18 protein-coding genes are annotated in these 15,904 nt (G+C 71.4%); 11 read left to right on the forward strand and 7 right to left on the reverse strand.

Features of this window, described 5'->3' with window-relative positions; translation table 11 throughout:
• Window positions 1-94 precede the first annotated feature (94 nt).
• From ACGFIM_RS30120 to ACGFIM_RS30130, 3 genes are all read left to right on the forward strand, one after another.
• A complete protein-coding gene (locus ACGFIM_RS30120; RefSeq protein WP_393206878.1) occupies window positions 95-1,252 on the forward strand; it encodes a GDSL-type esterase/lipase family protein in 1,158 nt (385 codons plus the stop codon).
• A 227-nt stretch (window positions 1,253-1,479) separates the two neighbouring features.
• Window positions 1,480-1,839, forward strand: coding sequence for a cupin domain-containing protein (locus tag ACGFIM_RS30125; protein ID WP_393206881.1), 360 nt, complete (start codon window positions 1,480-1,482; stop codon window positions 1,837-1,839).
• A 3-nt stretch (window positions 1,840-1,842) separates the two neighbouring features.
• Window positions 1,843-2,034, forward strand: a complete 192-nt coding sequence (locus tag ACGFIM_RS30130) for a hypothetical protein (protein ID WP_393206884.1) — start codon at window positions 1,843-1,845, stop codon at window positions 2,032-2,034.
• Between the two features lie 397 nt (window positions 2,035-2,431).
• On the opposite strand, the gene ACGFIM_RS30135 is transcribed toward ACGFIM_RS30130, so the two are convergent.
• The 4 genes from ACGFIM_RS30135 to ACGFIM_RS30150 form a co-directional block, all read right to left on the reverse strand.
• Window positions 2,432-2,641 carry a hypothetical protein gene (locus tag ACGFIM_RS30135; RefSeq protein WP_393206887.1) on the reverse strand — a complete coding sequence of 70 codons (210 nt, stop codon included), beginning with the start codon at window positions 2,639-2,641 and terminating at the stop codon, window positions 2,432-2,434.
• A gap of 7 nt (window positions 2,642-2,648) precedes the next feature.
• The gene (locus ACGFIM_RS30140; protein WP_393206890.1) at window positions 2,649-3,017 is read right to left on the reverse strand and encodes a YciI family protein; all 369 of its coding nucleotides are present in this window, start codon (window positions 3,015-3,017) and stop codon (window positions 2,649-2,651) included.
• 597 nt (window positions 3,018-3,614) lie between these two features.
• On the reverse strand, window positions 3,615-4,223 hold the full coding sequence (locus tag ACGFIM_RS30145; protein WP_393206893.1) for a hypothetical protein: 609 nt from the start codon (window positions 4,221-4,223) through the stop codon (window positions 3,615-3,617).
• Between the two features lie 218 nt (window positions 4,224-4,441).
• Complete coding sequence (locus ACGFIM_RS30150; protein WP_393206896.1) at window positions 4,442-4,858, reverse strand: MerR family transcriptional regulator; 417 nt, start codon at window positions 4,856-4,858, stop codon at window positions 4,442-4,444.
• 58 nt (window positions 4,859-4,916) lie between these two features.
• Between ACGFIM_RS30150 and ACGFIM_RS30155 the strand changes: the two genes are divergently transcribed.
• The 6 genes from ACGFIM_RS30155 (at window position 4,917) to ACGFIM_RS30180 (ending at window position 10,081) form a co-directional block, all read left to right on the forward strand.
• Window positions 4,917-5,861 (forward strand): SDR family NAD(P)-dependent oxidoreductase, encoded by a 945-nt coding sequence (locus ACGFIM_RS30155; protein ID WP_393206899.1) that lies wholly within the window; start codon window positions 4,917-4,919, stop codon window positions 5,859-5,861.
• 319 nt (window positions 5,862-6,180) lie between these two features.
• Complete coding sequence (locus ACGFIM_RS30160) at window positions 6,181-7,842, forward strand: RICIN domain-containing protein (RefSeq protein WP_393206902.1); 1,662 nt, start codon at window positions 6,181-6,183, stop codon at window positions 7,840-7,842.
• A gap of 125 nt (window positions 7,843-7,967) precedes the next feature.
• Window positions 7,968-8,099: a hypothetical protein gene (locus ACGFIM_RS30165; RefSeq protein WP_393206905.1), complete on the forward strand. Its 132-nt coding sequence runs from the start codon at window positions 7,968-7,970 to the stop codon at window positions 8,097-8,099.
• Between the two features lie 239 nt (window positions 8,100-8,338).
• Window positions 8,339-8,848 carry a GNAT family N-acetyltransferase gene (locus ACGFIM_RS30170; protein ID WP_393206908.1) on the forward strand — a complete coding sequence of 170 codons (510 nt, stop codon included), beginning with the start codon at window positions 8,339-8,341 and terminating at the stop codon, window positions 8,846-8,848.
• Between the two features lie 130 nt (window positions 8,849-8,978).
• The gene (locus ACGFIM_RS30175) at window positions 8,979-9,452 is read left to right on the forward strand and encodes a hypothetical protein (protein WP_393206911.1); all 474 of its coding nucleotides are present in this window, start codon (window positions 8,979-8,981) and stop codon (window positions 9,450-9,452) included.
• A gap of 197 nt (window positions 9,453-9,649) precedes the next feature.
• A complete protein-coding gene (locus ACGFIM_RS30180) occupies window positions 9,650-10,081 on the forward strand; it encodes a cupin domain-containing protein (protein WP_393206914.1) in 432 nt (143 codons plus the stop codon).
• Window positions 10,082-10,162: 81 nt separating this feature from the next.
• Here the strand turns inward: ACGFIM_RS30180 and ACGFIM_RS30185 are convergent, their stop codons facing one another.
• Window positions 10,163-11,782: an ABC-F family ATP-binding cassette domain-containing protein gene (locus ACGFIM_RS30185; RefSeq protein WP_393206917.1), complete on the reverse strand. Its 1,620-nt coding sequence runs from the start codon at window positions 11,780-11,782 to the stop codon at window positions 10,163-10,165.
• Between the two features lie 503 nt (window positions 11,783-12,285).
• On the opposite strand from ACGFIM_RS30185, the gene sigJ reads away from it, so the two are divergent.
• Window positions 12,286-13,164: an RNA polymerase sigma factor SigJ gene (gene sigJ / locus ACGFIM_RS30190; protein ID WP_393206920.1), complete on the forward strand. Its 879-nt coding sequence runs from the start codon at window positions 12,286-12,288 to the stop codon at window positions 13,162-13,164.
• A gap of 70 nt (window positions 13,165-13,234) precedes the next feature.
• On the forward strand, window positions 13,235-14,416 hold the full coding sequence (locus ACGFIM_RS30195; RefSeq protein ID WP_393206923.1) for an NAD(P)/FAD-dependent oxidoreductase: 1,182 nt from the start codon (window positions 13,235-13,237) through the stop codon (window positions 14,414-14,416).
• 14 nt (window positions 14,417-14,430) lie between these two features.
• Here the strand turns inward: ACGFIM_RS30195 and ACGFIM_RS30200 are convergent, their stop codons facing one another.
• Window positions 14,431-15,315, reverse strand: a complete 885-nt coding sequence (locus ACGFIM_RS30200) for an NAD-dependent epimerase/dehydratase family protein (RefSeq protein WP_393206926.1) — start codon at window positions 15,313-15,315, stop codon at window positions 14,431-14,433.
• A 180-nt stretch (window positions 15,316-15,495) separates the two neighbouring features.
• Complete coding sequence (locus ACGFIM_RS30205) at window positions 15,496-15,798, reverse strand: hypothetical protein (RefSeq protein ID WP_393206929.1); 303 nt, start codon at window positions 15,796-15,798, stop codon at window positions 15,496-15,498.
• Window positions 15,799-15,904: the final 106 nt, after the last annotated feature.

Below are 15,904 nucleotides of genomic sequence, written 5' to 3' on the forward strand. Positions count from 1 at the left end.
CGGAGACGGCCGGCACGACCGCCAACGAACTTAACATCTTTAAGTTATTGCATAATAGGCATAAGTTATTTTCCTCTTTTCCCAGGCCGAGGCGATGAACAGCAAACTGATCACCACACCCGTGACCGCGGATCTGCTGCGGGGAGCGCTCGACGCGGAGCGCACCCCGTACGGGCTGCTCCCCCACCGGCTGCCCGCGTGGGCGCGCAGGCAGATCCCCGACGCGCAGCTCGCCATGGCCGAGAGCCAGCCGTCCGGCGTGCGGCTCGCCTTCCGCACCGCCGCCACCGTCATCGAGCTGGACGTGCTGCCCACCAAGCGCGCCTACCGCGGGCTGCCGCAGCCGCAGGACGGCGTCTACGACCTGGTCATCGACGGCCGGCTCGCCGCCCAGGCCACGGTGCCCGGCGGGCGGGTGCGCGTCGCCGACCTGGCGACCGGGGCCGTCGAGCTGCGCGAAGGACCGGCGGGCACCGCCCGCTTCACCGGGCTGCCCGCAGGCGACAAGGACGTCGAGATCTGGCTGCCGCACAACGAGACCGCCGAGCTCGGCGCCCTGCGCACCGACGCGCCGGTCTTCCCCGCACCGTCCGGCGGGCGGCGGGTGTGGCTGCACCATGGCAGTTCCATCAGCCACGGCTCCAACGCCACCCATCCCACCGCCATCTGGCCCGCCCTCGCCGCCGCGCTCGGCGGGGTCGAGCTGGTCAACCTGGGCTTCAGCGGCGGCGCGCTGCTCGATCCGTTCACCGCCCGTACGATGCGGGACACTCCGGCCGACCTCATCAGCGTCAAGATCGGCATCAACCTGGCCAACTCCGACGCCATGCGGCTGCGTGCCTTCGTTCCCGCCGTGCACGGCTTCCTCGACACGATCAGGGAAGGGCATCCGCAGACGCCGCTGCTGGTCGTGTCGGCGATTCTCTGCCCGATGCAGGAGCACACGCCGGGGCCGCTGACGGCCGCGTTCGAGGACGGCACCGTACGCTTCCGGCCCACCGGCGACCCGGCGGACCGCGCGTCCGGCCACCTGACCCTCGACGTCATCCGCGGCGAGCTGGCCCGCATCGTCGCCGAACGGGCCGGCGACGACCCGCACCTGCACTACCTCGACGGCCGCTCGCTCTACGGCGAGCCCGACCACACCGAGCTGCCGCTGCCCGACGACCTGCATCCGAGCGAGGAGGGACACCACCGCATCGCGGCGAACTTCGCCCGCCTGGCCTTCGGCCCGAGCGGCGCGTTCGCCTAGGGGGTGCCTCGCCGAGGGCGGCGGCGTCGCTTGCGCATCCGCCCCATCGGCTCCGGCATCTCCTCGCTCATTCGCGCCGCCGGCTCAGGAAACGCCACCTGCCCAGCGGCTCCGCCGAAACCGGCGACCCGGCATGCGCGGCAGCACCGTCCCAAGAATGGGTGATTTGCCCGCTTGTGAGGGGTTTTGTCCGGTGAAAGACTGAGGGTGACGGAAGGGGGCCCGTCATGATCGAGATCAAGAACATCGACAAGCCGGACGAACGCCGCGACTTCCCCATGGGACATCTGGAAGTCTGCAACCTGTCCGGCTGCACCTTCGGCATCGCCACGTTCGAACCGGGCTGGCACTGGACGGAGTCCGTCAAGCCGATCGCCGGCACCGACTCCTGCCAGGTGCACCACAACGCGTTCGTGGTGCAGGGCAGGATGCGGCTGCGCACCGACGACGGCACGGAGGCCGAGATCGGACCCGGCGACGTCTTCGTCTGCACACCGGGGCACGACGCCTGGGTGGTAGGCGACGAACAGGTCGTCATGTACGACTTCGCCGGCGGCGCCGCGACGTACGCCAAGGCGGACACGTAACCCGTGCGACGGGCCGGCGGCGCGAGCCGGCCCGTCAGTGCTGAGATCGACGAGCTCATCGTCAAGAGCCACCCGGTGGTGGCGGGCGGGGGCATCTCGATGTTCAACGGCGATTTCCAGCCCACCCAGTTCACGGTGACGCACCGGGAGATCTTCAGCAACGGATCCCAGGTCACCTGGCTCACCAGGCCATGACCGGCGGACGGGCGCGATCGCGCGTGGGCCCGGCCGCGCCCGGCCAGCGCACGCCCGCGTCCACGCCGCCAGGTCGCCACACCATCAGGTCACGACGCCATCAGGTCACGACGCCATCAGGTCGCCGCACCGTCAGGTCGCGACGCCGCCAGGTCGCCATGCCGTCATGGTCCGGCTGCCGGCTCCGGCGATCGGCCCAGGTCCCCGCGTCGGGTGCGGGCCGGAGCGACGCCTGCCGCCACCTGAGAGCCGGCGACGACGTCCAGGTGGCGGCGGCGCCACCGTCACATCTCCATGCCGGCCGCCGTCATCACCGGCCGCACCTCGACGCCACCGCCCCGGTCGCCGAGCAGCAGCACGGCCAGCTCCACGGCGCGTTCCCGATCAGCGCAGTCGATCACGTACTGAGCGGCGGCGGGCGGGCCCGGACGTACGTCCCGCCGCTCACGCGCGGCACGCCGGCCATGACCCGTACGACGACACCAATGGACGGGTCGGCCAGCGCGTGCCCGCCGACCAGCTCGCCCGCCTCACCCGCAGCGGCCAGGAACTCCAGGTCCCCGAGGCCCTTCCCCGGCCCGCGATGCAGGGTCAGGACGAACCGCACCGCCCGCTCAGTCCTCGCCCGTCGCCGAGAAGACGACCGGGCGCACCTCGATGCCGAGGCCCTCGACCGCCGCGTCGGGAATGAGCGCGGCCAGCTCGAGAGCGCGCTCGCGGTTTTCGACCTCGACCAGGTAGTAGCCGCCGAAGTACTCCTTGGCCTCCAGGTACGGCCCGTCGGTCACGGCCGGGACGCCGCCGCGGACGCGGACCACGGCGCTCTCCGACGGATCGCCCAGCGCGGCGGTCTCGACGAACTCGCCGGACTTCTTGATCGTCTCCATGAACGCCTCGTGGCCGTTCATCACCGCGTTGCGCTGCTCTTCGGTCAGCCCGTCCCAGATCTGCGGGTTCACGTGCATGATCAACAGGAACTTCACGTCGTCTCCTCCGTACGGACGGCGGCACCGCCATCGGCGCCGCTCATCAGGTGGTCGGAGCGACCGTGGCGTCTTCGACATGCCGGAGCCATCACTGTACGGCGGCCCGCCGCACACGGCGTCCGCGCCGATGAAAGAGCAGGTCAGACGGTAAAAACTGGGTGATGAAAGCCGTGATGGGGGTTTCACGGGAAGGATCCGGCGAACCGCCGGGTTGCCGTAGATGTTCGCATCAAAGTGCGAGTACGAAGAGTCGCACACAGCTATAAACGGGGGTTGGTTGCCATGGCGACGCTGCACTACTTCGGTTTGATGGGATTCGGGGCTGCTCGCCCGCCAAAGGAGCTTCCTGGCGGGAATGGCAACGCTGGGAACGCCGGGCAGAGCGCCCGCCGTCGGCGGCGGCGCCGCTGAGCAGAGGTCACCGAGGTGGCCGATCACATGACGGAACCCGAGAGGGCCGGACACACACGATGTCCGGCCCTTTCCTTGTGTCCGGCCCTTTCCTGTGTCCGGCCCGCTCCTCGCGGCCGGCGCTTTCGTGCGCGGCCCGGTGACCGGCCCTTCCCTGGGAACCGGCCGTCTCTCGGGCGCGGCTCAGCAGGTGGGCGCTTTCGGGACGTCCTCGCCGTACTTCGCCCACGAGCACACCGTGCTGAACGCGATCTTCCACCGGCCGCCCTGCTCCACGGCCTTGCCCCGCCTGCTCGACAGCAGGGTCCGCTCGCCGCGGCGCAGCACGTACGACACCTGGGCCCGCGTCGGCGAGTCGAAGCGCACGTTCCTGACCCGGCTCGACACCTCGCCGAACCGCTTGTCCGCGCCGAACGCCTGCACCATCAGCTCGTTCATCTCGCCGTTCTCCACGATCTTCACCTTGGACGCGGTCGAGCCGCGCTCGTTGAAGAACGTCTCCCAGGCGCGTCTGATCTCGCCTTCGGCGCGGGCCGGGTTGGCGGGCTCGGACACGGTGGGGCTGGGTGAACCGCTCGACGTCGCGGAGGCCGTCGGGCTGAGCGTGCCCGCCTCGGACGACGTGCCAGACGGCGGCGCCGAGCCGGTGGGAGACGTCGCGCCGGGGCTCGGGGGCGCCTGCGGTTCCCGCCCGCCGGAGCAGCCCGCCGCGAGGAGCGCGGCCACGGCGATGACGGCGCAGATGTGTTTCGTGACGGTCGGGGTGGACGTCGCGATTCGGGCGGGCTTCACGGTCTCGCCCTTGAGACCTCAGTACGCATGGGCACGCGACGACCGTATGGGCACGGCCGGAGATTCGCCAAGCAGTACGGCCACGTGTCCCGCAGACGCGCCCGCCGGGACCAGGCCGTGCGCGGGCATGCGCCGGATGCGCAGACCTCCGGCGGCCCCGCCGTCGAAGCGGGTACCCGCGCGCCGCCGGCCGGCTCCTCGCCCGGTGCCCGTAGCGGCTACGCCGAGGGCGTCGGCGCCCAGACGCCGGCCGCGGTCCCCTCGTCGACGTGCTTGCGATAGGTCACGACCTTGTCGTGGATGATCTCCAAGCTCGCCGTCAATGCGGCGAGCTTCTCCCGTACCGCCTTTTCGTGCTCTTCCAGCAGCGCGAGCCGCTCCTCCTCGTTGCCGGGCCCTGAGCGTACGAGCTCGGCGAACCTCTTCAGCGTGGCGATGGGCATGCCGGACTCCCGCAGCCGGTTGCACAGCAGCAGCCACTCGACGTCGGCCTGCTCGTAGACGCGCTGCCCGCCGGCCGTGCGCGGGATGGGGCGGAGAAAGAGCTGCTCGCGTTCGAAGAAGCGGAGCGCGTGCACGCCCAGACCGGTCGCCTTCGCGACGTCTCCGATGGACAGCCCGCCCTTGACGCCCATTCCGCCGCACCACCCAGAACTTGACCTAGATCGCACTCTAGATCCTAGCCTCCGGCGCATGGCAATCATCCAGCACAAGATCGGCTCGGGCTTCGGCGCGCACAGCACCGCGGACGACGTCCTGGCCGGCATCGACCTTTCCGGCAAGACCGTGCTCATCACCGGCGGCTACTCGGGTCTCGGGCTCGAGGCCACCCGCGCACTGGTACGGGCGGGCGCGTACGTGGTCGTGCCGGCCCGCCGCCCCGCCGTGGCGGAGGAGGCGCTGCGCGGCATCCCCCGCACGGAGGTCGGGGAGCTCGACCTGGCGGATCTCGGCAGCGTCGAAGCGTTCAGCGACCGGTTCCTGCAGTCCGGCAGGCTCATCGACATCGTCATCACCAACGCGGGCGTCATGGCCTACCCCGACGAGCGCGTAGGCCCGGGATGGGAGGCGCACTTCGCGATCAACCACCTGGGGCACTACGCCCTGGTGAACCGCCTGCGCCCGGCGCTGTCCCCCGATGCGGCGCGCGTGGTGTCCGTCGCCTCGGCGGGACACTTCCTGTCGGACATCCGCTGGGACGACCCGCACTTCCGCGACGGTTACGATCACTGGCTCGCGTACGGGCAGTCCAAGACCGCCAACGCCCTGTTCGCCGTGCACCTCAACGCTCTCGGAGTGCGCGCCTTCTCCGTGCACCCCGGCAGCATCCTCACCCCGTTGCAGCGGCGGATCCCGCGCGAGGAGCAGATCGCTCAGGGCTGGATCGACCGGGACGGCCGCCAGGCTCGCGGCTTCAAGACGCCCGCCCAGGGTGCGGCGACGGCCGTGTGGGCGGCGACCGAACCGCGGCTGGAGGAGTACGGCGGCGCATACTGCCAGGACTGCGACATCGCCGAGATGGCGGCCACCGACGACATGCTCATCGGCGGCGTGAAGCCCTGGGCGATCGACCCCGCCTCCGCGTCCCGGCTCTGGGCGCTCTCCGCCGAACTCACCGGACTCGACGCCTTCTCCTGAGCGCGGGCACGCGGGTGCGGGAACCGTGCGATCCGGGGCCGCATCGCATGAACATTGCAATCGGTTGTTGCAGTGATCTCGGACATGACCAGGGCGAACGCCCGCCAGCGTTTGCAGTTTTACCTGGATGTATTGACGTTTCATCCGCGTAACGTCACTGTTACTGCAACCGGTTGTCATCCCGTACCCGCAGAACCAGAACCAGCGACCCGCGCGTGCCGCCCGCACTCCGCGCGCGACGGCCACCCGCCACCGCCGCCTCCCCGCGGCGGGCGGCACGCCCGGACACGACACCCCCCGTACCGAATGGAGCTGGGACGTGCGCAAGAACCAACCCTTCGCCAGAAGGCTCACCGTCGTCCTGACCAGCGGCCTCATCGCGACCGGCGGCCTGGTGACCGCGGTGAGCACCCCGGCCGCCGCGGCCCCCGCGAACGGCGACTACACGCTGGTCAACGGCGCCAGCGGGCTGTGCGCCACCGTGCCGGGGCAGAGCACGGGCGACGGCGTGCAGCTCGTACAGAACGCCTGCTCCGACGCCGCAGGCCAGGTGCTCACGATCACCGCGTCCGGCGCCGGCCACCAGATCAAGGCCGCGCACAGCGGCAAGTGCCTCGGCGTCAAGGACGCCTCCACCAGCGCGGGCAAGGCCGTGCAGCAGGAGACGTGCACGGGCGCGGCCTCCCAGACCTGGATGCTCACCGAGTCGGGCTCCAGCTACCGGGTCGTGAACGTCAACAGCGGCAAGTGCCTGAACGTCAAGGACAACTCCACCTCGTCAGGCGCCGCGCTGCAGCAGAACTCCTGCGACTCGGTCGCCACCAAGCAGTGGACGCTCAAGACCGCCGGCAGCGGCAACCCCGACCCGGACCCGACCGACCCGCCGGCCGACGGCGACGACGTCCTGTACGTCGCGCCCAACGGCAGGGACGGCGCGAGCGGCACCCAGTCCGACCCGACCACGCTCACCTCGGCGATCACCCGCATCGCCCCCGGCGGCACCATCTACCTGCGCGGCGGCACGTACAACCACTCGCAGACGATCACCATCGCGCCGGGCAACAACGGCACCTCCAGCGCCCGCAAGAAGATCTCCGCCTACCCGGGTGAGACGCCGATCCTGAACTTCTCCGCCCAGAGCGAGGACTCCGCCAACCGCGGGCTCGCGGTCAACGGGTCGTACTGGCACATCTACGGCATCGTGGTGGAGCGGGCCGGCGACAACGGCATCTTCGTCGGCGGCAGCAACAACATCATCGAGCGCACGGTGACCCGCTACAACCGGGACACCGGCCTGCAGCTGTCCAGGATCTCCTCCGACACGCCGCGCTCCCAGTGGCCGTCCAACAACCTCGTGCTCAGCGCGCTGTCGCACGACAACGCCGACTCCGACGGCGAGGACGCCGACGGCTTCGCCGCCAAGCTCACCGTCGGCTCCGGGAACGTCTTCCGCTACTCGGTCGCCCGCAACAACATCGACGACGGCTGGGACCTCTACACCAAGAACGACACCGGCCCCATCGGCGCGGTGACCATCGAGGACTCGCTGTCGTACGACAACGGCACGCTCAGCGACGGCAGCCAGGCCGGCAACGGCGACCGCAACGGTTACAAGCTCGGCGGCGAGGACATCGGGGTCGACCACATCGTCCGGCGCAGCATCGCCTACCGCAACGGCAAGCACGGCTTCACCTACAACCGCAACCCGGGCACCATGACGATCTCCGGCAACATCGGCATCGACAACGCCCAGCGCAACTTCACCTTCGAGGCCGGCACGTCGGTCTTCCGCGACAACACCTCGTGCCGCAGCGGCAGCGGGTCGAACGACAAGGTCGTGGGCAACGCCGACGGCTCCAACCAGTTCTGGACGGGCTCGAACGGCTCCCGCTGCTCCTCCTACAGCGGCCCGCTGAGCTGGTCGTTCGCCTCGGACGGCCGCCTCATCGTGACCTTCGGCGGCACACCCGTAACCCCCTGACGCCCCCGGGGAGCCTCCAGCGGGGCCGCGCCCCTCCTGCAAGCCCTTGGCGGCGCGGCCCCCGAGCCACACCGGGTGCTTCCGTGAGAGGGCGCGGGCGGCCCGCGAACGCGAGGACGACCACCATGACCGCACCGCTTTCCACCATCCTCTCCCCCACCCGTTCGACCGCCGTCGATCCCGCTCGCCCGCTGCTCGCGCTGGGCCGGGCCGGGACCAGGAGGCGGCGGCCGAGTTCGGGCGGGCGGCCGGGCTGACGCGGAACGCGAGCGCGAGCTGTTCGAAGCCCGTGCCGCCGCCCTGAGCGGACCCCGCAGGCCGGACGTCACTCCGCCGTCGCCTCGCCGGGATCAGGAGCCTTGATCCGCGTCCTGGCGTCCCACCCGGTGAAGACCGTGATCGTCTTGCCTTCGAACGCGGCGGGCCGCAGGAGGCCTTCGTGCCGGCGGCCGTAATCGGTTTGCCCGGCGCATCGCCGCTGCGCTACTAGTGAACAATGCTCAGCCTCCGCGACCTCCAGCCCGCCGACGCCGCCACGATCGCCACCTGGATCGGCGGCCTGGACGACCTCATCCTGTGGTCCGGCAAGTCCGGCTTCACCTGGCCTTTCGCCGCGGAGCAGCTTCTCGCCCTGCGGGCCGCCGATCCCGGCCGCCGCCTCATGGTCGCCACCGATGCCGCCGGCGCCGTCATCGGCCACTTCTCGCTGCGGCCCACCGGCGACGGCGCCGTACGCCTCGGCCTCGTCCTGGTGGCGCCGTACGCGCGGGGCAAGGGCGTCGGCGCGGCCATGGTGGACGCGGCGCTCGGCACCGCCTTCGCCGACCCCGGCGTCTCGCGGGTCACCCTCGGCGTCTACGCGCACAACGCGGTGGCCAGGCGGCTGTACGAGCGTTTCGGGTTCCAGGAGGAGCGCGTCCATGAAAGTTCCATCGAAGTCGGCGGGACATGGTGGACGTCGGTGACGATGGGCCTGGTACGAGAGGCGTGGGAATCGGGACGCTGATCTCGCGCGAAACGGACCTTGACCGAAATCACTGCTGCGGGCTGTAATCACGGGGCACAGGCCGAACGACCGAAGCTCACCACCACGGTCAGGAATCTCCGTAATTCCGCAGAAACGGAAAGGTGATCTCGTGCGTCTGCTCGCCGGATTATCGATCAGTGCAGTGCTCGCCGCCAGTGCAGTGCTCGCCGCCGGCCTTCTGGCCGCCCCGCCCGCCCTGGCCGCCGAGGCGGTGCCGTTCGCCGCGGACTCGGGCGACTCCTGCCTGCGCGGATCCACGGAAGGCACCATCCAGCGCTACGACGGCCCGGTCATCGCGCCGCGGATCGACATCGAGGGCGCGCTGCTCGACGAGGCGAAGCCGAGCGTGTGCAACCCCGACGACATGCACTCCACGGCCACGTTCAACGGCTACTACGGGGACGAGCTGGTCGACACCGAGACGTACGAGGCGGACGACGAGACGGTGAAGTTCGCCTTCTCGCTCTCCGACCCGGCGAAGCTGCGCACCATCGACCGGGTCGTGGTGCAGGTCTGCCGCTTCAGCAACACCCCGTTCGGCATCAGCTACTGCGGCAAGGCGCAGGAGTACAAGATCCCGTGAGCCCGCGCGGGCGGGCGCGCCATGACGTACGTGCCCGCCCGGTCACGGGCCGATCGTCACCAAGCCTTGAACCCGCCGTCCGGTAGCCGCGCGGCGGGGCGGGCAGGGTGAACCCCGCCGACCGGACACGAGCAGGGCCGCACGCAGGGCAGGGGACCGATCCCCCCGCCTTCGCGCTGGTCAGGAACGGGGACACCATGAAAGCCGAGCACGTCCACCACCTCGACAACCCGAACGCCACCACCCCGCCGCCGGCGATCGACCTCGTCGCGTCGGTGCCCGCGCCTCCGGTGCCGGACGGCGCGGAGGCGATGACGATACTCGTCACCCTGCCGCCGGGCAGCGCAGGCAACCCGCCGCATCGGCACACCGGGCCCGCCTTCGGCTACCTCATCAAGGGCGAGATGCTCTTCGAGCTGGAAGGCGAGCAGGAACGCGTCATCATGGCCGGGGAGGCGTTCTGGGAGCCGGGCGGCGACGTCATCCACTATCAGGACGCCAACAACCTCGCCGACGAAGAGACCACGTTCGTGGTGACGATGTTCGGGGTGCGCGGGCAGCCGATGCTCATCCCGGTGAGCGCGGAGGAGCTGGAGGCCCGCCGCGACCGCCGCGCCCCACGCCCCTGAGGCCTCCGGGCCGGAGGCCTGCGGGTCATGAGTGCCGTGCGGAGCCTCCGGACGGGGCCGGCCGGCTCCAGAGGCCGGCCGTCAGGCGGGGGCGGCGGTCTCCAGCAGCCGGCCGTCCGACAGCTCGAGCCACCGCTCCACCTTGATCTCCGCGAGGAACCGCTCGTCGTGGCTCACCACGATGAACGCCCCTTCGTACGCGCCGAGCGCGCTCTCCAGCTGTCTCACGCTGACCAGGTCGAGGTTGTTGGTGGGCTCGTCGAGCAGCAGGAGCTGCGGAGCCGGCTCCGCGCACAGCACGCAGGCCAGCGTGGCGCGCAGCAGCTCGCCGCCCGACAGCACGCCGGCCTGCCGGTGCGCGCTCTGACCCCGGAACAGGAAGCGGGCCAGCAGGTTCATCCGGTCCGCCGCGGCCATGCCGGGGGCGGACGCGGCCAGGTTCTCGGCCACCGTACGGCCGGGGTCGAGCAGGTCGAGCCGCTGCGACAGGTACGCGACGCGCCCTTCTGCCCGCCGGGTCGTGCCCGCGCCGGGCGCCAGGTCGCCGCTGATCATGCGGAGCAGGGTGGACTTCCCGGCGCCGTTCGGGCCGGTGAGCGCGATGCGTTCCGGGCCGCGTACCGACAAATCGATGCCCGGCTGCGCGAACAGGTCCCGCACGAGCAGCCCGCGGCCCTCGAACACCGTGCGCCCGGCCGGCACGCGGGTGTCCGGCAGCTCGATGACGATCCGCTGGTCGTCGCGCAGTGCCCGCTCGGCCTCGTCGAGTTTGGCCTTCGCGTCGCCGACGCGGGAGGCGTGCATCTGGCCCGCCCGCCCGGCCGACTCCTGTGCGCTGCGCTTCAGCCCGCCCGCGACGATGCGCGCCAGACCGGCGCTCTTCAGGTTGCGCGCGGCGTTTCCCGCCCGCCGCTCGGCGCGCTCGCGGGCCTGCTGCATCTCCCGCTTCTCGCGCTTGAGCTCCTGCTCGGCGTTGCGCACGCTGCGTTCGGCGGCCTCCTGCTCGGTGCGCACCGCCTCCTCGTACGCGGTGAAGCCGCCGCCATAGAACCGGATCTCGCCCCGGTCCAGCTCGGCGATGCGGTCCATGCGGTCGAGCAGCTCGCGGTCGTGGCTGACCAGCAGCAGGCAGCCGGTCCAGTCGCCGAGCACGTCGTAGAGGCGGCGGCGGGCGGCGCGGTCGAGGTTGTTGGTCGGCTCGTCGAGCAGCAGCACGTCCGGCCGTCTGAGCAGCTGCGCGGCCAGGCCGAGCGAGACGATCTGCCCGCCGCTCAGCGTCTCCAGCCGGCGGTCGAACGCGAGACCGCCGAGACCGAGCCGGTCGAGCTGGGCGCGAGTGCGCTCCTCGATGTCCCAGTCGTTGCCGATGGTGGTGAAATGCTCCTCGGCCGTGTCGCCCGCCTCGATGGCGTCCAGCGCGGCGATCACGGGCGCGATGCCGAGCACCTCGGCCACCGTCAGGTCTCCGGTGAGCGGCAGGGTCTGCGGCAGGTAGCCGAGCTCGCCCTCCACCGTGATCGAACCGCCGCGCGGGCGCAGCTCGCCGGCGATCAGCTTGAGCAGCGTGCTCTTGCCCGCGCCGTTGGGCGCGACCAGCCCGGTACGGCCGCCGCCCACGCTGAAGGACAGGTCGGCGAAGACCGGGGTGTCGTCGGGCCAGGAGAAGGACAGGTGGGAGCAGACGATGGACACGTCGGACATCTGGAAGACCTCGTACGGGAACGCGGGCGCATGGCAAGCCGCCCGCCATGACGACACGGACTGAGGGAACGACGAACTCACGGCCACACGCGGCGGCGCTCAGCACGCGCCCGCCCGGGGCCGGGACCTCCGGTATCACCCGGAGATGTCGTCGTCACCTGCCATGTCTGGTCTCCTCGTCGAGTCGAGTCGAGTCGCGGAACGTGCCCGGCCGGGGCACATCCGGCACGAGAACGCGTCACACCATAGCAGCCATCGCAAGCCGCATCGACACCTTTTCGCGTCGCGCCGGTAGCCCCACGGCGATCGTCTTCACGCAGGACGGCCACCGCGCCCCTCGCCACCCCCGCGAACCCCACGGCCGGTCAGGCGTCGCGGATGCGCCACACCGCGGGCACCAGCAGGGTGACGGCGGCCGGCAGGGCGGTGGACGCGGTCGCCGGCCGGCCGCCTGCCGGTGATCGACGGTCCCACCGCAGGGTGGGGATCGGATAATGGGGCGCATGAGGAGCGGGGCGGGTGCGGGCGGGCGGCCGGCGGAGTTCGAGGAGCACCGCGATCACCTGTGGGGCGTGGCGTACCGGATCACGGGGACGAAGGCGGACGCCGACGACGCGGTGCAGGAGGCCTGGCTGCGGTGGCGGCACGCCGACGTCGCGCAGGTCAGGGACGTGCGCGCCTACCTCACCACGACGGTGAGCCGCATCTGCTACGACGTTCTCACCTCCGCGCGGGTCCGGCGGGAGGCGTACGTCGGGCCGTGGCTGCCGGAGCCGGTCGTGAAGGAGCCCGGCCCGGAGGACAGGGCGGCCATGGACGACTCGGTCAGCATGGCGATGCTGGCGGTGCTCGAGCGGCTGACGGCGGCGGAGCGGGTGGCGTTCGTGCTGCACGATGCGTTCGCGGTGCCGTTCGGGGAGATCGCGGACGTGCTGGGCCGCAGTGAGGAGGCGGTGCGGCGGCTGGCGTCGCGGGCGAGGGCGAGGGTGCGCGCGCACGGTCCCCGGCGTACGACCGACCGTTCGACGCATCGCAAGGCGGTGGAGGCGTTCACCGCGGCGGCGCTGAACGGCGACCTGTCGGGCCTGGTCGCGGCGCTCGATCCGGACGTGGTGTGGCGTTCGGACGGCGGCGGCGCGGTGTCGTCTGCGCTGCAGCCGGTGGCGGGCGCGGACCGGGTGGCCAGGCTGGTGCACGGCCTGGTGAGCCGCTGGCTGGAGGGCATGACGGTGGAGTTCGCCGAGGTGAACGGCGGGCTCGGGGTCGTGGTGCGGGCCGCGGACGGCACGGCGGACACGGTGGCGGCGTTCTCCGTCGCCGAGGACGGGCGGGTCACGGAGATCGACGTGGTGCGCAATCCGGCCAAGCTCGCCACGGTGTGACGCGGATCACCATCACATTTCCCGGCGCTGTCTCGTCTCCGTCGCAGAAGTTCGCACAAGGAGACACGACATGGACGCCACACGGAACATCGTCATCATCGGCGCGGGCTATGCGGGCCTGACGACGGCGCTGCGGATCGACAGGAAGCACCGCATCACCCTCATCAGCGCGGACGAGCACTTCACGCAGCGGATCCGGCTGCACGAGCTGGCCGCGGGCCGTCCCGAGGTGACGGTGCCGCTGAAGGAGCTGACGAAGGGCACCGGCATCACGACCGTGCGCGGCCGGGTGAACGCCATCGACCCGGACGGCAGGCGGGTGCGCACCGAGGACGGGCGGGAGTTCGCCTACGACACGCTCGTGTACGCGCTGGGCAGCCGCACCGACACCGGCACTCCCGGGGTGGCCGAGCACGCCTACACCGCCGAGCAGGCGGGCGAGCTGCGGGCGAGGCTGCACGGCGGCAGCGGTGAGCTGGTGGTGGTCGGCGGTGGGCTGACGGGTGTGGAGATGGCCGCCGAGCTCGCCGAGTCGTACCCGGCGTGGCGGGTGGCGCTGGTCACCGGCGGCGTGGCGGGCGCGGGCCTGTCGGAGAAGGGCCGTCGCCACCTGGCCCGTACGCTGACCAGGCTCGGTGTGCGCATGCGCGAGGGCACGCACGTGGAGAGCGTGGGACGTGACGGGGTGCGTACGGACCAGGGCCTGATCGCGGCGGACGTCGTGGTGTGGGCGGGGTCGTTCAGGGTGCATGAACTGGCCGCCGAGGCCGGGCTGGCCGTGGACGATCATGGCCGGATCGTGGTGGACGAGACGCTGCGGTCGGTGTCGCACCCCGACGTGTACGCCGTGGGCGACGCGGCCGCCGTGCGGTTGCCGGGCGGCACCCACCGGATGTCGTGCGCCGCGGGCATGCCGATCGCCGCGCACGCCGCCGATGTGATCAACGCGCGGGCCGCGGGACGGCCCGCCGAGCCGTTCCGGTTCCGCTACCTGCTGCAGTGCGTCAGCCTGGGCCGGCGGGACGGGCTCGTCCAGTTCGTCCACGGTGACGACACGCCGAAGGAGCGGATCCTGAGCGGGCGTACCGCGGCGTGGGTGAAGGAGCAGATCTGCCGGTTCACGGTCGCGTCGCTGAAGATGGAGCGCCGCCGTCCGGGCACCTACATGTGGGTGAAGGGCCCGGCGCGCCGGGACGCCGCCGAGGGCGGCCGGGTGGAGGCCCGCCGTACCGGCGCGACGGCCACCCGTTGATCGGGCCGCACGCCTTACGCCGCGGCGTAGCTGCCGTGGAGGATCTCGTCGATCACGGACGGGCCGGACGGCTTCCAGTCGTAGAGCCGCTCGGCCCGCGACGGGTCGAGGGGCGTGGAGCTGGTGAGCGCGAGCGCCATGGGGCCGAAGGCCTTCATGGCCTCGTCGAGGGGCAGCGAGACGGCGCGCGCCCCGGTGAGGGTGGCGACCGCCTCGGCCATGTCGCGGATGGCGGTGCCGGTGCGGTTGGCGGCGTTGACGATGCCGCCGCCCTCCTCCCTGGTGATGACGGCGGCGTACAGGGCGGCGAGGTCGTCCACGTGGACGGTGGACCAGGTGTTGGCGCCGTCGCCGACGTACGTGACGACGCCCTGCTGGCGGGCCTGGCCGATCATGAGCTGGAGCAGGGTGGTGCCGCCGCGGCCGTAGATCATGCCGGCTCTGACGACGGTGGTGGCGAGGTTCGCCGCGGCGAGCACGCGGCGCTCGCCGAGGTACTTGTGCGGCTGCCTGGCGGTCTGCTCGGTGACCTCCTCGTCCTCGGTGACCGGCCTGCCCTTGGTGTCGGGGTAGACCAGGCCGGTGCTGGTGTAGACGAAGGGGCGGCCGTCGGGGAGGCCGGACAGGAGCGCGTCGAGCGCGGGCTGCTCGACGTTCTGCATGTCCCGGTCACCGTAGTCGACGGCGGCGTGCACGACGGCGTCGCTGCGGGCGGCGGCCTCGTGGAGGACGCCGGTGTCCGACAGGCTGCCGGCGACGGGGGTGGCGCCCAGCTCGGAGACGCGGTCGCGGGCGCGGTCTGAACGGGCGAGGGCTTCGACGGTGTGACCGGCGGCGATGAGGTGCTCGGTGAGCGCGCCGCCGAAGTAGCCGCTGGCGCCGGTGACGAAGATGCGCATGGTCGTTCGCTTCCCTTCAGGGGTGAGGAGGCATCGCGAGGCCGGAGGCGGGCGTGCGCCCTTCCGGCCTCTGCTTCGACCGTACCAGAAAAACGGATGAGTCATCCGAATCGACGAGCTATCCGTTTTCGCGCATGGAAAAAGGGGCCCGGCCATCAGGCCGGACCCCCAGAGGTTCGGTCAGTCGTCGTCGCGGCGACGGCGCAGCTCGCGGCGGGCCTGGCGGCGCTCGCGGCGGCGCGTCTCGCGACGGTAGAGTGCCCACTCGCGACCCCCGTTGAGCCGGCCCTCCCCGAATAGGAACGTGCCGGTCGCCTGCCAGTAGCAGCCGCTCAGACGCCGGGAGAGCGAGGCGCTCTCCCGGTCGATCCGGCCGGGCAGCGTGCAGGCGCCGTCACGGTGGTCGTGAACGGGCCGGCAGTACACCATCGGCGCGTCGGCCATCTTCACCCACCAGGGCCGGGTCTTGTCGGTCTTGCTCATACGGTCACCTTTCGGCTCCGTGACGCCCCGGGATGGGGCCGTCAACAGACCGGGTGCACCGTGATCACCTCCTCGACCTGGCGGAGACCTGCTCGATCCACGCTAG

Origin of the sequence: Nonomuraea sp. NPDC049309, from assembly GCF_043196965.1 — a bacterium.
GTDB classification, from domain to species: domain Bacteria; phylum Actinomycetota; class Actinomycetes; order Streptosporangiales; family Streptosporangiaceae; genus Nonomuraea; species Nonomuraea fastidiosa.

What these genes read in the sequence shown, in the direction of transcription:
- ACGFIM_RS30120 (WP_393206878.1), top strand. Translation starts at nt 95, where the DNA reads ATGAACAGCAAACTGATCACCACACCCGTGACCGCGGATCTGCTGCGG.
- ACGFIM_RS30125 (WP_393206881.1), top strand. Translation starts at nt 1,480, where the DNA reads ATGATCGAGATCAAGAACATCGACAAGCCGGACGAACGCCGCGACTTC.
- ACGFIM_RS30150 (WP_393206896.1), bottom strand. Translation starts at nt 4,858, where the DNA reads ATGGGCGTCAAGGGCGGGCTGTCCATCGGAGACGTCGCGAAGGCGACC.
- ACGFIM_RS30155 (WP_393206899.1), top strand. Translation starts at nt 4,917, where the DNA reads ATGGCAATCATCCAGCACAAGATCGGCTCGGGCTTCGGCGCGCACAGC.
- ACGFIM_RS30165 (WP_393206905.1), top strand. Translation starts at nt 7,968, where the DNA reads ATGACCGCACCGCTTTCCACCATCCTCTCCCCCACCCGTTCGACCGCC.
- ACGFIM_RS30170 (WP_393206908.1), top strand. Translation starts at nt 8,339, where the DNA reads ATGCTCAGCCTCCGCGACCTCCAGCCCGCCGACGCCGCCACGATCGCC.
- ACGFIM_RS30180 (WP_393206914.1), top strand. Translation starts at nt 9,650, where the DNA reads ATGAAAGCCGAGCACGTCCACCACCTCGACAACCCGAACGCCACCACC.
- ACGFIM_RS30185 (WP_393206917.1), bottom strand. Translation starts at nt 11,782, where the DNA reads ATGTCCGACGTGTCCATCGTCTGCTCCCACCTGTCCTTCTCCTGGCCC.
- sigJ (WP_393206920.1), top strand. Translation starts at nt 12,286, where the DNA reads ATGAGGAGCGGGGCGGGTGCGGGCGGGCGGCCGGCGGAGTTCGAGGAG.
- ACGFIM_RS30195 (WP_393206923.1), top strand. Translation starts at nt 13,235, where the DNA reads ATGGACGCCACACGGAACATCGTCATCATCGGCGCGGGCTATGCGGGC.
- ACGFIM_RS30200 (WP_393206926.1), bottom strand. Translation starts at nt 15,315, where the DNA reads ATGCGCATCTTCGTCACCGGCGCCAGCGGCTACTTCGGCGGCGCGCTC.
- ACGFIM_RS30205 (WP_393206929.1), bottom strand. Translation starts at nt 15,798, where the DNA reads ATGAGCAAGACCGACAAGACCCGGCCCTGGTGGGTGAAGATGGCCGAC.